This window comes from Streptomyces sp. NPDC006733 (assembly GCF_040636125.1).
In the GTDB taxonomy this organism is placed as follows: Bacteria; Actinomycetota; Actinomycetes; order Streptomycetales; family Streptomycetaceae; genus Actinacidiphila.
Genome location: NZ_JBEYJD010000005.1, coordinates 1 through 17,010, shown reverse-complemented (window position 1 = coordinate 17,010; position 17,010 = coordinate 1). Strand labels below are relative to the sequence as shown.

General features: G+C 71.2%; 12 protein-coding genes. 5 read left to right on the top strand and 7 right to left on the bottom strand.

Annotated features, from left to right (window positions below):
• Positions 1–267 precede the first annotated feature (267 nt).
• The 5 genes from ABZ721_RS06580 to glgX all read right to left on the bottom strand — a co-directional run bounded on the left by ABZ721_RS06580 (position 268) and on the right by glgX (position 10,250).
• Positions 268–2,544 carry a M4 family metallopeptidase gene (locus tag ABZ721_RS06580; protein WP_358787482.1) on the bottom strand — a complete coding sequence of 759 codons (2,277 nt, stop codon included), beginning with the start codon at positions 2,542–2,544 and terminating at the stop codon, positions 268–270.
• Between the two features lie 319 nt (positions 2,545–2,863).
• Positions 2,864–4,744, bottom strand: a complete 1,881-nt coding sequence (locus tag ABZ721_RS06575; protein WP_358787481.1) for an ABC transporter ATP-binding protein — start codon at positions 4,742–4,744, stop codon at positions 2,864–2,866.
• Complete coding sequence (locus ABZ721_RS06570) at positions 4,741–6,537, bottom strand: ABC transporter ATP-binding protein (protein WP_358787480.1); 1,797 nt, start codon at positions 6,535–6,537, stop codon at positions 4,741–4,743. The genes ABZ721_RS06575 and ABZ721_RS06570 overlap by 4 nt, the downstream gene beginning before the upstream one ends.
• Positions 6,538–6,570: 33 nt before the next feature.
• The gene (locus ABZ721_RS06565; RefSeq protein WP_358787649.1) at positions 6,571–7,782 is read right to left on the bottom strand and encodes an MFS transporter; all 1,212 of its coding nucleotides are present in this window, start codon (positions 7,780–7,782) and stop codon (positions 6,571–6,573) included.
• Between the two features lie 134 nt (positions 7,783–7,916).
• Positions 7,917–10,250, bottom strand: a complete 2,334-nt coding sequence (gene glgX / locus ABZ721_RS06560; protein WP_358787479.1) for a glycogen debranching protein GlgX — start codon at positions 10,248–10,250, stop codon at positions 7,917–7,919.
• Positions 10,251–10,518: 268 nt separating this feature from the next.
• Here glgX and ABZ721_RS06555 point away from each other — a divergent pair, with 268 nt between their 5' ends.
• From ABZ721_RS06555 to ABZ721_RS06540, 4 genes are all read left to right on the top strand, one after another.
• On the top strand, positions 10,519–11,778 hold the full coding sequence (locus ABZ721_RS06555) for an Ig-like domain-containing protein (protein ID WP_358787478.1): 1,260 nt from the start codon (positions 10,519–10,521) through the stop codon (positions 11,776–11,778).
• Positions 11,779–12,137: 359 nt separating this feature from the next.
• A complete protein-coding gene (locus tag ABZ721_RS06550) occupies positions 12,138–13,382 on the top strand; it encodes an Ig-like domain-containing protein (RefSeq protein WP_358787477.1) in 1,245 nt (414 codons plus the stop codon).
• 78 nt (positions 13,383–13,460) lie between these two features.
• Positions 13,461–14,228, top strand: a complete 768-nt coding sequence (locus ABZ721_RS06545) for an enoyl-CoA hydratase-related protein (protein WP_358787476.1) — start codon at positions 13,461–13,463, stop codon at positions 14,226–14,228.
• A 342-nt stretch (positions 14,229–14,570) separates the two neighbouring features.
• Positions 14,571–15,065 (top strand): ATP-binding protein, encoded by a 495-nt coding sequence (locus ABZ721_RS06540; protein WP_358787475.1) that lies wholly within the window; start codon positions 14,571–14,573, stop codon positions 15,063–15,065.
• Positions 15,066–15,376: 311 nt separating this feature from the next.
• On the opposite strand, the gene ABZ721_RS06535 is transcribed toward ABZ721_RS06540, so the two are convergent.
• Both ABZ721_RS06535 and ABZ721_RS06530 read right to left on the bottom strand, forming a co-directional pair.
• The gene (locus tag ABZ721_RS06535; RefSeq protein WP_358787474.1) at positions 15,377–15,856 is read right to left on the bottom strand and encodes a thioesterase family protein; all 480 of its coding nucleotides are present in this window, start codon (positions 15,854–15,856) and stop codon (positions 15,377–15,379) included.
• A 3-nt stretch (positions 15,857–15,859) separates the two neighbouring features.
• Complete coding sequence (locus tag ABZ721_RS06530) at positions 15,860–16,504, bottom strand: TetR/AcrR family transcriptional regulator (RefSeq protein ID WP_358787473.1); 645 nt, start codon at positions 16,502–16,504, stop codon at positions 15,860–15,862.
• 119 nt (positions 16,505–16,623) lie between these two features.
• On the opposite strand from ABZ721_RS06530, the gene ABZ721_RS06525 reads away from it, so the two are divergent.
• Positions 16,624–16,836 carry an EF-hand domain-containing protein gene (locus ABZ721_RS06525; protein ID WP_358787472.1) on the top strand — a complete coding sequence of 71 codons (213 nt, stop codon included), beginning with the start codon at positions 16,624–16,626 and terminating at the stop codon, positions 16,834–16,836.
• The last annotated feature ends 174 nt before the right edge of the window (positions 16,837–17,010 follow it).

Genomic DNA, 17,010 nt, shown 5'->3' with positions numbered 1-17,010 from the left:
TTACGGATGCCGCGTCGCCGCGATGATCTCCCCACACCGGACATGACGCCGGTAAAACAAATGTGCGCCTGGCCGCAAGGACCGGGCGCACATGGAGTTCATGGGTACCACAACTGCAACGCAGCCAACTGTACCAGAAACGTCCCGGGACGATCATCCCGAGAGCGGTCGCGCCGCATGACTCACGTCACACGGCGCGACCGCCGTTTCGAGCAGCTCAGCTGGTCCGGGGTGCCCTCAGGAGATCCTCAGGGCGACCGTTCCGGGTCAGAAGGTGAGCTTCCAGCTGTTGATGTAGCCGGTGTCGGCGCTGTAGACGTCCTGCACCTTCAGCCGCCACGTGCCGTTCGCGGCCTCGCTGGAGGCGTTGACCGTGTACGTGGTGTTCACGTTGTCCGCGGAGTCCGACCCGCTGGAGTTCTTCAGCCGGTAGGTGCTGCCGTCGGGGGCGACCAGGTCGATGACCAGGTCACCGCGGTAGGTGTGGACGATGTTGACGCCCACCTGCAGGGTGCTCGGGGCGTTGCCCGTGCGTCCGGTGACGCTGATGTTGGAGTACACCGCCGCGCCGGCGTCCGGGATCGAGACGTCGGTCGTGTTCTCGAAGACGTTGCCACCGCCGGTGGAGGTGATCGTCCAGGTGAACGTGGCCGAGCCGGTGGCGTTGGTGGAGTCCTTCGCCGTGACCGTCGGGTTGTAGGTGCCGACGGTGGTCGGCGTGCCGGAGATCAGGCCGGTGGAGGCGTTGATCGTCAGGCCGGTCGGCAGACCGGTGGCGGAGTAGGTGAGCGCCCCGCCGTTGGTGCTGCTGGCCTGGATCTGCAGGCTCGCCGCGGTGTTCACGACGGTGCTCTGGTTGGCCGGCTTGGTGACGGTGACGCCACTGGTCGGCACGCGGGCGCCGACGCCGATGGCGGCCCAGGTGTTGGCGACCGTGTTCCACGTCGCGCTGCCGGATCCGTACAGGTCAGCGGTGGCCTGCAGGCTCTGGGTGCGGGCGGCGGCGTAGTTCGTCGTCGAGGTGAAGCGCTCGCTCAGCGCCTTGTACCAGATCTTCGAGGCGGCGTCCCGGCCGATGCCGGGGACCGGCAGGTTGTCGGCGGTGGGGCTGTTGTACGTGACACCGTTGATGACCTTGGTGCCACTGCCCTCGGAGAGCAGGTAGAAGAAGTGGTTCGCCGGGCCGGACGAGTAGTGCACGTCCAGGTTGCCGATACCGGAGTACCAGTTGTCGGGCGAGGTCCCGTCGCGCGAGGGCTTGTCCTGGTAGCGCAGCGGGGTGCCGTCGCCGTTGATGTCGATCTTCTCGCCGATGAGGTAGTCACCGACGTCGCTGCTGTTGTTGGCGTAGAACTCGACCGAGGTGCCGAAGATGTCGGACGTCGCCTCGTTGAGCCCGCCGGACTCACCGCTGTAGTTCAGACCCGCGGTGTTGGAGGTGACGCCGTGGCTCATCTCGTGGCCCGCGACGTCGATCGCCGTCAGCGGCTTGTTGTTGCCGCTGCCGTCCCCGTACGTCATGCAGAAGCAGCCGTCGTCCCAGAAGGCGTTGACGTAGGCGTTGCCGTAGTGGGTGCGGGAGTACGCGCCGACACCGTCGTTGCGGATGCCGGTGCGGCCCATCACGTTCTTGTAGAAGTCCCAGGTCTCCTGGGCGCCGTAGGCCGCGTCGACGCCGGCTGTCTCGGCGTTGGACGGGAGGCCGTTGCCCCACGTGTCCGTGGACTTCGAGAAGAGCGTGCCGGTGCCCGAGGAGCCGTGGTTGAGGTTGTAGGTCTTGTGGTTGCCACGGCCGGAGTCGGTCATCGTGTACGTCGAGCCGGACAGCGTGGTGCCGATGGTGACCTGGCCGCTGTACTCGCTGTTGCCGACGCCGGTCTCGATGCCCTGGTACTGGAAGAGCCGCGAGCCGGTCTTGGCGTCGGTGATGACGTGCAGCTGGTTCGGGGTGCCGTCGTCCTGCAGTCCGCCGACGACGGACTCCCAGGCGAGGGTCGGCACGCCGGAGGCGGCCCAGACGACCTTGCGCGGGGAGCCGGCCAGGGCCGGGCTCTTGGCGCCTTCGGCCTTGGCCCGGCTGATCGCGAAGGACTTCGCGGAGTCGGCGCTCGCGGTGGCGGTGGTGCTCGGCACCGATATCTCGGCGTTGGTCGCCCGGTTGACGCTGGTGGTGGCGCCGGCCGGCGTGCTCGCCACGACCAGGTCGCCGCCCAGGACGGGCAGGCCGTCGTAGGTGCGCTGGTAGCGGGTGTGCACGGTGCCGTCGGCGTCCCGCAGAACGCTGGTCGGGATGAGCCGTTCCTTGGCGCCGAGCCGCAGCTCGCCCGCGGTGCGGGTGAGATTGGCGTTGGCGTCGGCCAGGAGCGTCGCGCGCTGCGAGGGCGACAGCGCGGCCGGCAGGCCGCCGGCTCGGGGCTGGACGTGGGCTGCGCTCTGTGCGTCGGTGCCGGCCGCGGCGGTGCCGGAAGGCAGGGCTACGGCGAGCAGTGCGGCGGTGGCGGCGAGTGCGCCTGCCGCGACTGCCTTGCGGGGGGATCGTCTCACTACGGAACTCCTTCTGCGGCGGCCACTGGGTCGGGCCGTGAACAGACGGGCAGGTGGGGTTGTGTGCTGCCCGGGTAGAGCGACGTGCTGGTGGGACGTGCGTGACCGCCGCTTCCGCACTGCTCCGTGGTGCTGGTGGGGTAGAGCTGCACGGCGGCTGCGGGAAGAGTGCCACTGTTTACCGGTACATGTCATTGGGATGGCGGAAAGTTGGCCGGTTTCCGTCCGTTGACCGATGAGCGGCGCCCGTTATACGGACGCCGCCGTTTCGGATGACGGTCGGCGGCGGGTGTGGCCAGGCCCGCCGAGGCCGCCGCGCTCAGACCAGGCTGTCCCGCCAGGCCGTGTGCAGATCCGCGAACCGGCCACGGTCCGCGATCAGTTCGGCGGGGGCGCCGTCCTCGACGATCCGGCCGCCCTCCATGACCAGCACCCGGTCGGCGATCTCCACCGTCGAGAGCCGGTGCGCGATGATCACCGCGGTCCGGCCGCGCAGCACCGTGTCCATCGCGTGCTGCACCGCGCGCTCGCCCGGGACGTCCAGCGACGACGTCGCCTCGTCCAGGATGAGGACGGCCGGGTCGGCCAGCAGCGCCCGCGCGAACGCCACCAGCTGCCGCTGGCCGGCGGAGATCCGGCCGCCGCGCTTGCGGACGTCCGTGTCGTAGCCGTCCGGCAGCGCGCGGATGAAGTCGTGTGCTCCGATCGCCTTCGCGGCCCGCTCGACCTCCTCGCGTCCGGCATCCGGTCTGCCGATCGCGATGTTCTCAGCGACCGTCCCCGAGAACAAGAAGGCCTCCTGGGTCACCATCACGACCCCGCGTCGCAGCTCCGGCAGCGCGAGTTCCCGCAAGGGGACGCCGTCCAGCGCGATCCGGCCGTCCGTCGGGTCGTAGAAGCGGGCCAGCAGCTTGGCGAGGGTGGACTTGCCCGCGCCGGTCGCCCCGACCACCGCCACCGTCTGCCCGGCGGGAATCCGCAGGTCGAAGGTGGGGAGGATCTCGCCGCCCGTGCGGTACGCGAAGCGGACGCCGTCGAAGAGCACCTCGCGGCCCGGCAGCGCGCCGTCCCGGGCCGGCAGCTCGCGCGGCTCCGCGGGCTCGGGCACCGAGGGGCGCTGCGCCAGCAGGCCGGCGATCTTCTCCAGCGACGCGGCGGCCGACTGGTAGGAGTTGAGGAACATCCCGAGCCGGTCGATGGGGTCGTACAGCCGGCGCAGGTACAGCACGAACGCCGCCAGCACCCCCAGCGCCAGACCGCCGCCGGCCACCCGGTAGGCACCCCACAGCACGATGCCGGCGATCGCCGCGTTGGCCATCAGCCGCGATCCGACGACATAGCGCGCCATCTCCAGGATCGCGTCCCCGTTGATCCGCTCGTGGACGCCGTTGAGCCGCGCGAAGTCCTCCTCGTTCGGCTTCTCGCGGCGGAACGCCTGGACCGGGCGGATGCCGTTCATGGTCTCGGTGAACTTCACGATCACCGCGGCGATGGCGGTGGAGCGCTTGCGGTAGACGACCATCGAGCGCTTCTGGAAGGACCGGATCATCAGGTACAGCGGGCCGCAGGAGAACAGCGCCGCCAGCCCCAGCTTCCAGTCCAGCCAGAGCAGGATCACCGAGATGTAGACCGACGACAGGATGACGCCGAGCAGTTCCTCCAGGCCCTCGCTCAGCAGCTCGCGCAGCGACTCGACGTCCGAGGTGGCGCGCGCGATCAGCCGGCCGGAGGTGTAGCGCTCGTGGAAGTCCAGGCTGAGCGCCTGCGCGTGCCGGAAGATCCGGCCGCGCAGGTCGATCAGCACGTCCTGGCTCACCCGGGCCGCGACCCGGATGAACCACCGCTGCAGCAGCCCGGAGGCCAGCGCGCAGCCCAGGTAGACGCAGCCGAGCAGGATCAGCGGCCCGTGCCGCCCGTCGCGCAGCGCCGGGATGGCCCGGTCGATGCCGTACGCCACCAGCAGCGGCCCGGCCTGCACGGCGGCCTGCTGCACCAGCAGCAGGACCGCCGCCAGCCAGACCCGGCGGGTGTGCGGGGCCAGCAGCGACTTCAGCAGGCTCAGCTGCGCGCCCGCGGGGGAGGGGAGCACGTCCTTGGTGAAGGGGTCGTCCGGTGCCGGGGGGCGGATCGGGTCCTCCGCGACGCCGGCCGGCTCCTCCCCGGGACCGGCCGTCCCGGCCTGTTCGGCCACGGAGGTCATCGGGCCACGCTCCTCTCGCTGTCGCCGGACATCAGGTGGCGGTACTCCGCGCTCTCGGCCAGCAGGTCGTGATGGGTGCCGACGGCGGTGATGCGGCCCCGCGACATCAGGGCGACCCGGTCGGCCAGCATCACCGTGGACGGCCGGTGGGCCACGACGAGCGCCGTGGTCTCCGCCAGGACCTCGCGCAGCGCGGCCTCGACGAGCGCCTCGGTGTGCACGTCCAGCGCGGACAGCGGGTCGTCCAGCACCAGGAAGGCCGGGTTGCCGACGACCGCGCGGGCCAGCGCGAGCCGCTGCCGCTGGCCGCCGGACAGGCTCAGGCCCTGCTCGCCGACCTGGGTGTCCAGGCCGTGCGGCAGCCGGGCGACGAAGTCGCACTGCGCCGTCCGCAGCGCGCGCAGGACCGCCGCCTCGTCGGCGCCGCCCGGACCCGCGCCCATCGCCACGTTCTCCCGGACGGTCGCGGAGAAGAGCGTCGGCTCCTCGAAGGCGACGGCGACCAGCTCGCGCAGCCGCTCCCGGGACATCGCCGCGATGTCGGCGCCGTCGAGCGTGATCCGGCCGTCGGTGGCGTCGTGCAGCCGGGGGATCAGCGCGGTGAGTGTGGTCTTGCCGCAGCCGGTGGCGCCGACCAGCGCCATCGTCTCGCCGGGGCGGATGTGCAGGTCGATGCCGTGCAGCAGGTCCGGGGTGTCCCGCGGCGCGTCCGGGTAGCGGAAGCCGACGCCCTCGAAGCGCACACCGTCCGCGGCCCCGGCCGCCCCGTCCGAGCCGGAGCCGGAGGCGTCGGCCTCCACGGCGTCCATCGCCTCGAAGAAGCGGTCCGCGGCCGTCGCCGACTCGTTGCTGATCGCCAGCAGGAAGCCGAGCGACTCCACCGGCCAGCGCAGCGCGAGCGCGGTGGTCAGGAACGCGACGAGGGTGCCCGCCGACAGGTCGCCGTCGGACACCTGCATGATGCCGAAGACCAGCGCGGCGCCGATGGCGATCTCGGGCAGCGTCATGATCAGCGCCCAGATGTCCGCCAGCAGCCCGGCCTTGTGCAGTTCGGTCCGGCGCAGCCCGTGCGCCTTCGTGCGGAACGCCTCGGTCTGGCTGCGGTGCCGCCCGAACGCCTTGATGATCCGCACGCCGAGCACCGACTCCTCGACCACCGTGGCCAGGTCGCCGGCCTGGTCCTGCGCGGAGCGGGCGGCCAGCGAGTACCGGGCCTCGAAGACCGAGCAGAGGATCACCAGCGGCACGATGGGCAGCAGCAGCACCAGCCCCAGCGTCCAGGCCTGGGAGAACAGGATCGCGAAGCCCAGCACGATCGCGGCGCCGTTGACCACCAGGAACACCAGCGGGAACGCCAGGAACATCCGCACGATCTGCAGGTCCATCGTGGCGCGCGACAGCAGCTGCCCGGAGGCCCAGCGGTCGTGGAAGGAAACGGGCAGCCGCTGCAGGTGCCCGTACAGCGCGGATCGCATCGACGCCTCGACGCTCGCCAGCGGCCGCGCCACCAGCCAGCGCCGCAGCCCGAACAGCCCCGCCTCCAGCAGGCCGAGGACGAGCAGCACGCCGCCGCCCAGCCACACCCCGGACGGGTCGCGGTCCGCGACCGGGCCGTCCACCATCCACTTCAGGACCAGCGGGATCAGCAGGGCCATGCTCGACGCGAGGACGGCCGCGACCGCGGAGGCCGCCAACCGGCCGCGGATGGGGCGCACGTAGGGCCACAGCCGCAGGAGTGACCGGACGGCTGATCGGGGTCTGGGGGGCACGGGGTCACCAGTCGCTTCAGGCATCGAATCGACCATACGGGCGAGCACCGACAGCGCTCACCCGGTTTTCTCCGCCGACTGGGGAACCCGCCGCAGATCGCGGATGGCGGGGACCGACAGCAGCACCACGCAGATCAGTACGGCCACCACGCTGCCCGCCAGCAGCACGTGCCGGGCGCCGAACGCGGACGACGCGGGCCCGGACAGGGCCTGGCCCACCGGCAGCATGGCGACAGAACCGGCGACCTCGTAGGCGTGGATCCGGTTGAGGATCTCGCCGGGCACCTGGGTCTGCACGCTCGTCGCCCAGTTCACGCCCCAGTACGCCCACGAGGCGCCCGCTATGAAGATGCAGCCGCAGATGGCCGGGACCGGCAGGTGCAGGCCGACGGAGCCCGGGTACAGCGCGCTCCCGAACAGCGCGATCGAGCCCGCGCGCAGCGGGCGGTGCGACCGGAACCGCATCGCGAGCAGCGCCCCGAGCGCGGTGCCCGCGCCCAGGCAGGAGTTGACCAGGCCGTAGACCTTCGGGCCGTGCTCCGGCAGGATCTCGCCGGCGGTGAGCGGGGTGACCGGGCCCATCACCACGACCATGAAGACCATCCAGATCACGATGACCGTCCACATCCACGTGCGGCCCCGGAACTCCCGCCACCCCTCGACGAGGTCGGCCCGGAAGGTGCTGGTCTTCGGCCCGGTGGTCTCGTGGGCTACGGGCGGCAGCCGGAGCAGGAAGACGCAGACCGCGCTCACCCCGAAGGTGACCGCGTCCACCGCGATCACGCCGCCCGCCGACGCGAACGCCACCAGCAGGCCCGCGACCGCCGGGCCGGCCAGCGCCATCACCGACTCGGCGGTCCGCACCACCCCGTTGGCGCCCTGCACGTCGGCGGCGACCCGGGGCACCGTGCTGGCCACGCCGGGCTGGAACATCGCCGCGGCGACACCGTTGACGGCGGTGATCGCGCAGACCTGCCACAGCACCACGTGGTCGGCGAAGAACAGGCCGGCCAGCAGCCCCATCATCACGAGCCGGACGAGGTCCGCGCCGATCATGAGCAGCCGGGCGTTGAACCGGTCGGCGATCACGCCGCCGAAGATCACCAGCCCCGCGAAGCACCCCATGTACGACGCCATCACCAGCCCGACGGCCCCGGCCCCGTACCCGTACTGCAGCAGCCCGGCGGCCATCGCCACCGGCAGCATCGAGTCCCCGAGCATGGCGATCGACCGGGCGGTGAAGTACAGCCGGAAGTTCACCGTCCACAGCCCGGGGGCTCTGCCGGGTGCGCTGGGCGGCTCGGCCGACAGGTCGGTGACGAGGGGGGTCTCGAAGGGCTGGGGTGCGGATGAGGTCACGGAGATCGAGTGTGGACTGGACCAATTCGCCGTGTCCAGGGGTTTCAGTCGGTGGACATCCTCGGGGCCGGAGCGGTGCCGGCCGGCAGGGCGCGCAGCAGCAGCAGGGAGCGCCCCGGCACCGTCACCGAGCCGCCCGCCGGGTAGCCGGTGCCCGGCGGCCGGGACTGGTCCTCGGCGGTGGTGTCGAGGAGGAGTTCGTAGGAGGCGGCCCAGGGGCGGCCCGGGAGGGTGAAGCGGGCGGGGCGGTGCGAGGTGTGGGCGATGATCAGGAAGCTGTCGTCGGTGATGGGGACGCCCTGGGCGTCGCGCTGCGGGATGTCGTCGCCCGAGAGGTACATGCCGATGGTGTCCGACGGGGCGTACCAGTCGTCGTCGCACATCTCCCGGCCCGCGGCCGTGAACCAGGTCAGGTCGCGCAGCCCGCCGGGGGTCTGCGAGCGGCCGGAGAAGAAGGCGCGGCGCCGCAGCACCGGGTGGGCGCGGCGCAGCGCGATGAGGCGGGCGGCCAGCGTGCTCAGCCCCTGCCAGTCGGGGTCGTCCAGCAGCGACCAGTCGATCCAGCTGATCTCGTTGTCCTGGCAGTACGCGTTGTTGTTGCCGCCCTGGGTGCGGCCCATCTCGTCCCCGGCCACCAGCATGGGGACGCCGGTGGACAGCAGCAGCGTGGAGAGCAGGTTGCGCAGCTGGCGGCGGCGCAGGGTGTTGATCGAGGCGTCGGTGGTCTCGCCCTCGGCGCCGCAGTTCCACGAGCGGTTGTCGTGGGTGCCGTCCTGGTTGTCCTCGCCGTTGGCCTCGTTGTGCTTGGACTGGTACGAGACCAGGTCGCGCAGCGTGTAGCCGTCGTGCGCGGTGATGAAGTTGACTGAGGCGTACGGGCGCCGGCCGCCCCACGCGTACAGGTCGCTGGAGCCCGAGAGCCGGTAGCCGAGGTCGCGCACGTCGTGCTGGGCGCCGCGCCAGAAGTCGCGCACGGCGTCCCGGTAGCGGTCGTTCCACTCCGTCCACAGCGGCGGGAAGGCGCCGACCTGGTAGCCGCCCATCCCGACGTCCCACGGCTCGGCGATCAGCTTCACCCGGCGCAGGACCGGGTCCTGCGCGATGACGGCGAGGAAGGGGGAGAGCATGTCGACGTCGTGCATCGAGCGCGCGAGGGCCGCGGCGAGGTCGAAGCGGAAGCCGTCGACCCCCATCTCCGTCACCCAGTAGCGCAGCGAGTCGGTGATGAGCCGCAGCACGTGCGGCTGCACGACGTGCAGGGTGTTGCCGCAGCCCGTGTAGTCGGCGTAGCGGCGCGGGTCGTCCTGCAGCCGGTAGTAGCCGCGGTTGTCGATCCCGCGCAGCGAGAGCGTGGGGCCCTGCTCACCGCCTTCGGCGGTGTGGTTGTAGACGACGTCCAGGATGACCTCGATGCCGGCCGCGTGCAGGGCGCGCACCATCCGCTTGAACTCGCCCACCTGCTCGCCGCGGGTGCCGCCGGCCGTGTAGGCGGCGTGCGGCGCGAAGTAGCCGATGGAGTTGTAGCCCCAGTAGTTCTTCAGCCCGGCCCGCTCCAGGTGCTCCTCGTGCGCGAAGTGGTGGACGGGCAGCAGTTCGACGGCGGTGACGCCCAGCCGGGTGAGGTGCTCGATCGCCGCCGGGTGCGCCAGCCCCGCGTAGGTGCCCCGCAGCTCCTCCGGTATGCCGGGATGGCGCTTGGTGAACCCCTTCACGTGCAGTTCGTAGATGACGGAGTCGGACCACGGCGTCTTGGGGCGGTGGTCGTCCGACCAGTCGTCGTCGTCGTGGACGACGACGCCCTTGGGCACGAACGGGGCCGAGTCCCGGTTGTCACGTACGGTGTCGGCGATCTGCCGCTCCGGCCAGTCGCGCACGTGCGCGTAGACCTCGGACGGCAGCGTGAACTCCCCGTCGATCGCGCGGGCGTACGGGTCCAGCAGCAGCTTGGCGGGATTCCAGCGGGCCCCGGTCCACGGGTCCCAGCGGCCGCTGACCCGGTAGCCGTAGCGCTGCCCCGGCAGCACGCCGGGCACGAAGCCGTGCCAGATCTCGTGCGTCAGCTCGGTGAGCGGCGCCCGGGTCTCGGTGCCGTCCGCCTCGAACAGGCAGAGCTCGACGGACTCGGCGCCGCCCGCCCACAGCGCGAAGTTGGTCCCCGGGCGGCCGTCCGGGCCGGTGTGGAAGCGCGCGCCGAGCGGCTCGGAACTGCCGGGCCAGACGGTGCGCGGCGCGCCGCCGGCCGCGTCGCCCGGGTCCGCCGCGGCGGACCGCTCCTGGACGGGCCCCGCAAGCGTCGGCGGAGGTGCCGTCCGCAGGCCGTTCGGCCGGGGGACCGCCCGGGCAGCCTCCATGGCCTCGTGCTCGCGTGTCTCTGACACGTGCTCGCCTCCCGCGGCTCGACAGGATCCGGCCATGCGCGTCCGCGGCCACGGTACGGCGGAACCCCACGCGTCCCACTAAAGCCGTGGCCGGGCGCGGCCCTTCCCGGCGTCCCGTGCCGGGTCGGTGCCGTCTCCTCCTACCATTCCTTCCCATCGGAGCGTGTGGAGTCACACGTGTGATCGGTGTCGTACCTGTTGCGCAACCGTTTCCGTACAGGTGGGCGGCCGGACGTTTCCCCAGGGGTGCCCCTCTCGTTGACCCTGCGTGACGAACGTGGTGAGGCGCGCCCTGCGCGCCGGGGCGGGACTGGTAGGAGCGGTGGTACTCGGCGGGCTCCTCGCCGGATGCGGCGGGACGGGCGGGGGCAGCGGCGGCGACGACGTCCCCGGAAGCGACGGGGCCGCCCCCGGGGACGTCGTCCCGCAGGTGTCGCAGGCGGTCATCACCATCACCCCGGAGGACGCCGCGCACGACGTGCTGCCCGCCGGGCAGTTGCGGGTCGGGGTGGAGCAGGGCGAGCTGACGCAGGTCAAGGTGGCCGACAGCGAGGGCGTCCCGGTCGCCGGCACCCTCGCGGAGGACCGCGCCGGCTGGCTGCCCACGGGCAAGCTGGCGCTGTCCACGCAGTACACGGTGGACGCGTACGCGGTGGACGGGCAGGGCCGGCGGGCCGCCAAGCACGTCGTGTTCACGACGCTGGTGCCCAAGCACAAGTTCATCGGCTTCTACACGCCGGAGGCCGGCTCCACCGTCGGCACCGGCATGATCATCACGGTCAACTTCAACCGGCCGGTGACCGACCGTGCGGCGGTCGAGCGGGCGATCACCGTCCGCGCGAAGCCCGCGGTGGACGTGGCCGCGCACTGGTTCGGCAACCGGCGCCTCGACCTGCGCCCGAGGAAGCACTGGCGGGCCGGCACCGTGGTGACGATGTCGCTGCGGCTGCGGGACGTCCAAGGCGCCGAGGGGATGTACGGCACCCAGGACAAGAACGTCCGGTTCACCATCGGCCGCGACCAGAGCAGCACCGTCGACGCGGAGGCGCACACCCTGACCGTCCGGCGCGGCGGCCAGGTCTTCAGGACGCTGCCGATCTCGGCGGGCAGCCCGGAGCACCCCACGTACCAGGGCACGATGGTGATCGCCGAGAAGTTCGCCCTGACCCGGATGAACGGCCAGACGGTCGGCTTCGGCGGGGAGTACGACATCCCCGACGTCCCGCACGCCATGCGCCTCACCCGTTCCGGAACCTTCCTGCACGGCAACTACTGGGCCCCGCCCGGGACCTTCGGCGCCACCAATACCAGCCACGGCTGCGTCGGGCTCGCCGACGTGAAGGGCGGCCGCTCGTCGACGCCCGCGGGGTGGCTCTTCGAGCACTCGCTCGTCGGCGACACCGTCGAGGTCGTCAACTCCCACGACCGCACGGTGGCGGCGGACAACGGCATGGGCGGCTGGAATCTCAGCTGGCAGCAGTGGCGCGCGGGCTCGGCGCTGCCCCGGGAGGCCGACCCCTCCTCCTGACGTCCTCCTGACGCGGCACCTCCGCGGCCCTCCCCGGGCCCGGTCCGCCCCCGGCCGACGGCCGGGCTGGGGCCGGGCCCGGCCCCAGTTCCGGAAGCGGTTCCGGAGCCTCGGGACGCCTCATGCGGCGTTCACAGCCGACTGGGACTGAATGGTGACAATCCCGTGTCACCGGCCCTACCTTGCGTGTGATTATCTGTCGCTTGCGTGAGCATCATGCGCGCAGAAGCCCCAGCGGCTCTGCAGCGGCCACGTGCAGGGGGGTCAGGGTCGGATCGGCCGGGCAGAATCGCAACCAGGGTGCCGTAGTCGGGCATTCCGGACGCGTGGGCGGGCGGCCGTGTGAGGGGAGCAGAGAGTTGAAGCCGATACAGGCGGCGCCGGGCGCCAGGCAGACATTGCTGGCACTGGCGCTGGGGGCGCTGCTGTTGGTGACCACCGCGTGCGGTGGCGGCGGCGGCACGGACAACGGCGGCACCGGCGGTGCGGGCAACAACAAGCCGGCCGGCGCGCAGGCCGGTACGAGCGCGGACACCAAGGCCTCGGCCGCCGTGGTGACCATCACGCCGAAGGACGGCGCGAACAACGTGGCCACCAACGGCGCCCTGAAGGTCACGGCCGCGAGCGGCAAGCTCAGCTCCGTCGTGGTGAAGGACGACAAGGGCACCGCGGTCAAGGGCGACATCGCCGCCGACGGCGCCAGCTGGACGCCGGACGGCCACCTGGGCACCTCCACCAAGTACACGGTGGACGCGATCGCCAAGGACAGTGACGGCCGTGAGTCCGCCAAGCACGCGGTGTTCACGACGATCACGCCGAAGGACTCCTTCGTGGGCTTCTACACGCCGGAGGACGGCCAGACGGTCGGCGTCGGCATGGAGGTCTCGCTCAACTTCAACCGGGCGATCACGAACAAGAAGGCCGTCGAGGCGGCCGTCCAGGTCACCGCTTCGCCGTCCGTCCCCGTCAAGGGCCACTGGTACGGCAACCAGCGGCTGGACCTGCGCCCCGAGAAGTACTGGGCGGCGGGCACCAAGGTGACGCTGAGCCTGCGGCTGGACGGAGTCGAGGGCGCCCCCGGCGTCTACGGCAAGCAGTCCAAGGACGTGAAGTTCACCGTCGGCCGCAGCCAGGTCAGCGTCGTGGACGCCGCGAAGCACACCATGACCGTCAGCCGTGACGGCTCGGTGATCCGCACCATCGCGATCAGCGCGGGCGCCCCGGCGAACCCCACGTACAACGGCAAGATGGTGATGACCGAGAAGTACGACGTGACCCGGATGAACGGCGACACGGTCGGCTTCGGCGGCGAGTACGACATCAAGGACGTGCCGCACGCGATCCGCCTGACCAACTCGGGCACCTTCATCCACGGCAACTACTGGGCGGCCAAGTCGATCTTCGGCAGCTCCAACACCAGCCACGGCTGCGTGGGGCTCTCCGACACCCGGGGTGCCGGCGACCCGTCCACCCCGGCCGCCTGGTTCTACAACCAGTCGATCGTGGGCGACGTCGTCCAGGTGATCAACTCCAAGGACAAGACCGTGCAGTGGTACAACGGCCTCAACGGCTGGAACCTCTCCTGGAGCGAGTGGACCAGCTGATCGACCGACCCTTGATGTGACCTCCGTCGCCGGGCGGGCCTGTTCTTCGGGCCCGCCCGGCGAAGTAGTCTCCGGACCATGACTGTGAGCCTCGAAGTCGCCGAAGGCGTCGGCACGATCCGCGTCGACCGCCCGCCGATGAACGCACTGGACATCGCCACCCAGGACCGGCTGCGGGTGGTCGCGGAGGAGGCGGGGCGGCGCGACGACGTACGCGCCGTGGTCGTCTGGGGCGGGGAGAAGGTGTTCGCCGCCGGCGCGGACATCAAGGAGATGCAGGCCATGTCCTACGAGGGCATGGTCGACCGCTCGCGCGCGCTGCAGGAGTCCTTCACCGCGGTCGCCAGGATCCCCAAGCCGGTCGTCGCCGCGGTCACCGGCTACGCGCTGGGCGGCGGCTGCGAACTGGCGCTCTGCGCCGACATCCGCATCGCCGCGGAGAACGCCAAGCTGGGCCAGCCGGAGATCCTGCTCGGCCTGATCCCGGGCGCCGGCGGCACCCAGCGGCTGACCCGCCTGGTGGGCCCCTCCCGGGCCAAGGACCTGATCTTCACCGGCCGGATGGTGAAGGCCGAGGAGGCGCTCGCCATCGGCCTGGTCGACAAGGTCGTCCCCGCCGACCAGGTCTACGCCGAGGCGCGCGCCTGGGCCGAGCGCCTCGCCCGCGGCCCCGCCTACGCGCTGCGCGCGGCCAAGGAGGCGATCGACGGCGGCCTGGAGACCGATCTGGAGACCGGGCTGACCATCGAACGCGCCCTGTTCGCCGGGCTGTTCGCGACGGCCGACCGCGAGACGGGCATGCGGAGCTTCGTCGAGGACGGGCCGGGCAAGGCCAAGTTCCGTTAGGGGGCGGGCCGGGCACGGCTCGATCGGGGGCGGCCCGCACCGCTCCGGGCCCGGGTCCCGCGTGGACCCGGGTCCTTTCCCGCCCCTCTTTCGGGGGCTGTCGATGTTGCGCCGACCGGGTGGCAGGACCTTAAGGCGACCTTAAGCCGGGCTTAAGATTTCTGCGGCGAACGGACCTCGTAGCTGATCGTCAACGACTCATCACTGCAGGTCATCGCAGCTTCTCGTAGGCGTTGAATGCCTTTGGCATATGCCTGTGCACGCTTGTGGAACCCTTCATTCCGCTCGGCGAATTCCCCCGGATCCACCCCGAACCGCTCGCTGTGCGGCCATGATGAACGCATGGCGGGCCGGGGAGCATCCGAGCAACCGCAGCGGGTGACCATCGCCGCTGCGGAGTGGCCGTCGGCGGTGGCCGACGAGAAGGCCGCTCAAGCCCTCGATCTGGTGGGGGACCCGTCGGTGGAAGAGGTCCGGCTGACCTCGCGCCCCGAATCCGCCTCGACCGCGCGCCGGCTCTCCGTCTCGGTGCTGCGCCAGTGGGCGCTCCCGCAACTCGCGGACACCGTCGAGTTACTCGTCTCCGAACTGGTCGGCAACGCCGTCCGGCACACCGGCGCCCGCACCTTCGGCCTGCGCATGCTGCACCGCCGCGGCTGGATCCGCGTCGAGGTCCGCGACCCCTCGCGGGCGCTGCCCTGCCTGCTGCCGGTCCGCGAACTCGACGGCAGCGGCCGCGGCCTCTTCCTCGTCGACAAGCTCTCCGACCGCTGGGGCGTCGACCTCCAGCCGCGCGGCAAGACGACGTGGTTCGAACTGCGCGTCCTGGACCGCTGAGAAGAACCCTCCGGCATGTCCCCGCACAACGCGAAGAGGCCCTCTGGTGTCGTTGTGCGACACGGGGAGGGCCTCTTCGTACCGCCGCGAAGCAAGGGGGGTGTGGTCCGCGGCGCCTGAGGAACGGCTCAGCCCGGGTCAGGGGGCCGTTGGCACCGACTCTGACACAGGGGGCAGGGAGCGGGCAAACCCTTATTTGGGACAATAGATACTATTAGCCACTAATCTCTTGCGTATAGGCGAGTGAACTGTGCCACTTGCCTTGTAAACAACGAATAAGAAGTGACTCGATCTTGCTTTCCAACGATTCGCTATGCAGTGGAGCGTATGGAATCCGTGAGCATCAGGGGGATCGCGGCCGCCCGCAGTTCGTTGCTGAGCGGGCTCGGGCGCAGGGTGGCCGGGTCCAGCTTGACCTGGGCCCGGCGTCCCGTGGCGTGCACGGTCGCGCGGTCGGCCGACAGCAGGCGGAAGCCGTACACGATGCTGGTGCGTCCCAGGTGTTCGATCCAGATGTGCACGGCCGCGTCGCCCGCGCCGAGGATCGGCGCCAGGTACTCGATCCGGAACTCGCGGACGGCGAGGAACGTGTCGTCGTACCGGGTGCGCTCGGCGGTGTACGACCACCCGCGGTCGACCCAGTAGGCGGTGATCGCGCGCTCGACGAACAGCGCGTAGCGGGCGTTGTGGACCATCCCCAGGGCGTCGAGGTCGTCGAAGTGGACCTGGACGGGGAAGATCTGCTCGGCCGGCGCCTCGGGGGCGGCCGGCGGCTGGGCGGTGGTCGTCATGGGTCAGCTCTCCGGGAGGATCGAAGGGTCGGTGCAGCAGGATCGGAGCCGTTCCAGGACGGCCCGGTGCGCCTGGGTGTGCACGGTGGCGCGGTCCATGAGGCGGGAGCGGGTGACGACGGCCTCGCCGAGCGCGTCGATCTCGAACGTCAGCTGGGCGGCGTCGACGTCCGCCCGCAGCTCGCCGAGAGCCATCGCCTCCTCGACGAGGTCCTGGATGTGCCGCACCCAGTCGGTGACCGACTGCGCGACGCGGTCGCGCACCGCGCCGGGCCGGTCGTCGAACTCCGTCTGCACGGCGGCGAAGAAGCAGCCGCCGGGCAGCACGTCCTCGGCGTAGAAGGCCAGCCGTGCCTCGTGCAGCGCCAGCAGCCGCCGCACTCCCGGCGGCGCGTCCTGCGCCGGCCGCATCACGAGCGCGCCCCACTGCTTGCGGGCCCGGTCGATCACGTCCAGCTGGAGCTGCTCCTTGTCCCGCCAGTGCGCGAACAGGCCGGACTTGCTCACCCCGAGCGCCCCGGACAGCCGGGCCAGGGAGAGCCCGTCGAGCCCGTCCACCGAGGCGAGGGCCACGGCCGTGTCCAGCACGGCCTGCCGCGTCCGCTCGCCGCGTACGCGCCTGCCGTCGGGCCGCTCGCTGTCTGCCATGGCAGCACCGTAACAGAAAGACGACCGACCGGTCGCACTTATTTATCGCCACGGAATTGCCGATCGGAATCCCCGATAATCTGGCCTCGTCAATCAGGCACAGAGAAGGGGCGGGTCACGTGGCGGACATCGAGGCAGCGAAGAGGGCTTTCGACCGGTACGACCTGGACAAGGACGGCCAGATCACGGCGGCCGAGTACAAGAAGGTCATGGCCGAGCTGGGCGACTTCTACACCACCGAGCCGGTCGCGCAGGCCGTGATCAACGCCGGCGACGCCGACGGTGACGGGCAGCTCTCGTGGGACGAGTTCTGGGCCAAGCTGCAGGGCTGACGTCCGTGCGTCGGGGACCGGCGCCCGTGAGTGGGGCCCGGCACCATGAGGTGCCGGGCCCCACTCGTTCCACCGGTCCCCTAGGGAGTGTCTTCACATCGGCGTCGTCCGCCCGGAGGGCGGGGTCGGCGGGGTCTGGTGCGTGCGATCGCAAGGCGGAGGAGGGAGTCCATG

Coding starts and splice junctions, on each gene's coding strand:
- ABZ721_RS06575 (WP_358787481.1), bottom strand. CDS start 4,744: ATGACCTCCGTGGCCGAACAGGCCGGGACGGCCGGTCCCGGGGAGGAG.
- ABZ721_RS06570 (WP_358787480.1), bottom strand. CDS start 6,537: ATGCCTGAAGCGACTGGTGACCCCGTGCCCCCCAGACCCCGATCAGCC.
- ABZ721_RS06545 (WP_358787476.1), top strand. CDS start 13,461: ATGACTGTGAGCCTCGAAGTCGCCGAAGGCGTCGGCACGATCCGCGTC.
- ABZ721_RS06540 (WP_358787475.1), top strand. CDS start 14,571: ATGGCGGGCCGGGGAGCATCCGAGCAACCGCAGCGGGTGACCATCGCC.
- ABZ721_RS06535 (WP_358787474.1), bottom strand. CDS start 15,856: ATGACGACCACCGCCCAGCCGCCGGCCGCCCCCGAGGCGCCGGCCGAG.
- ABZ721_RS06530 (WP_358787473.1), bottom strand. CDS start 16,504: ATGGCAGACAGCGAGCGGCCCGACGGCAGGCGCGTACGCGGCGAGCGG.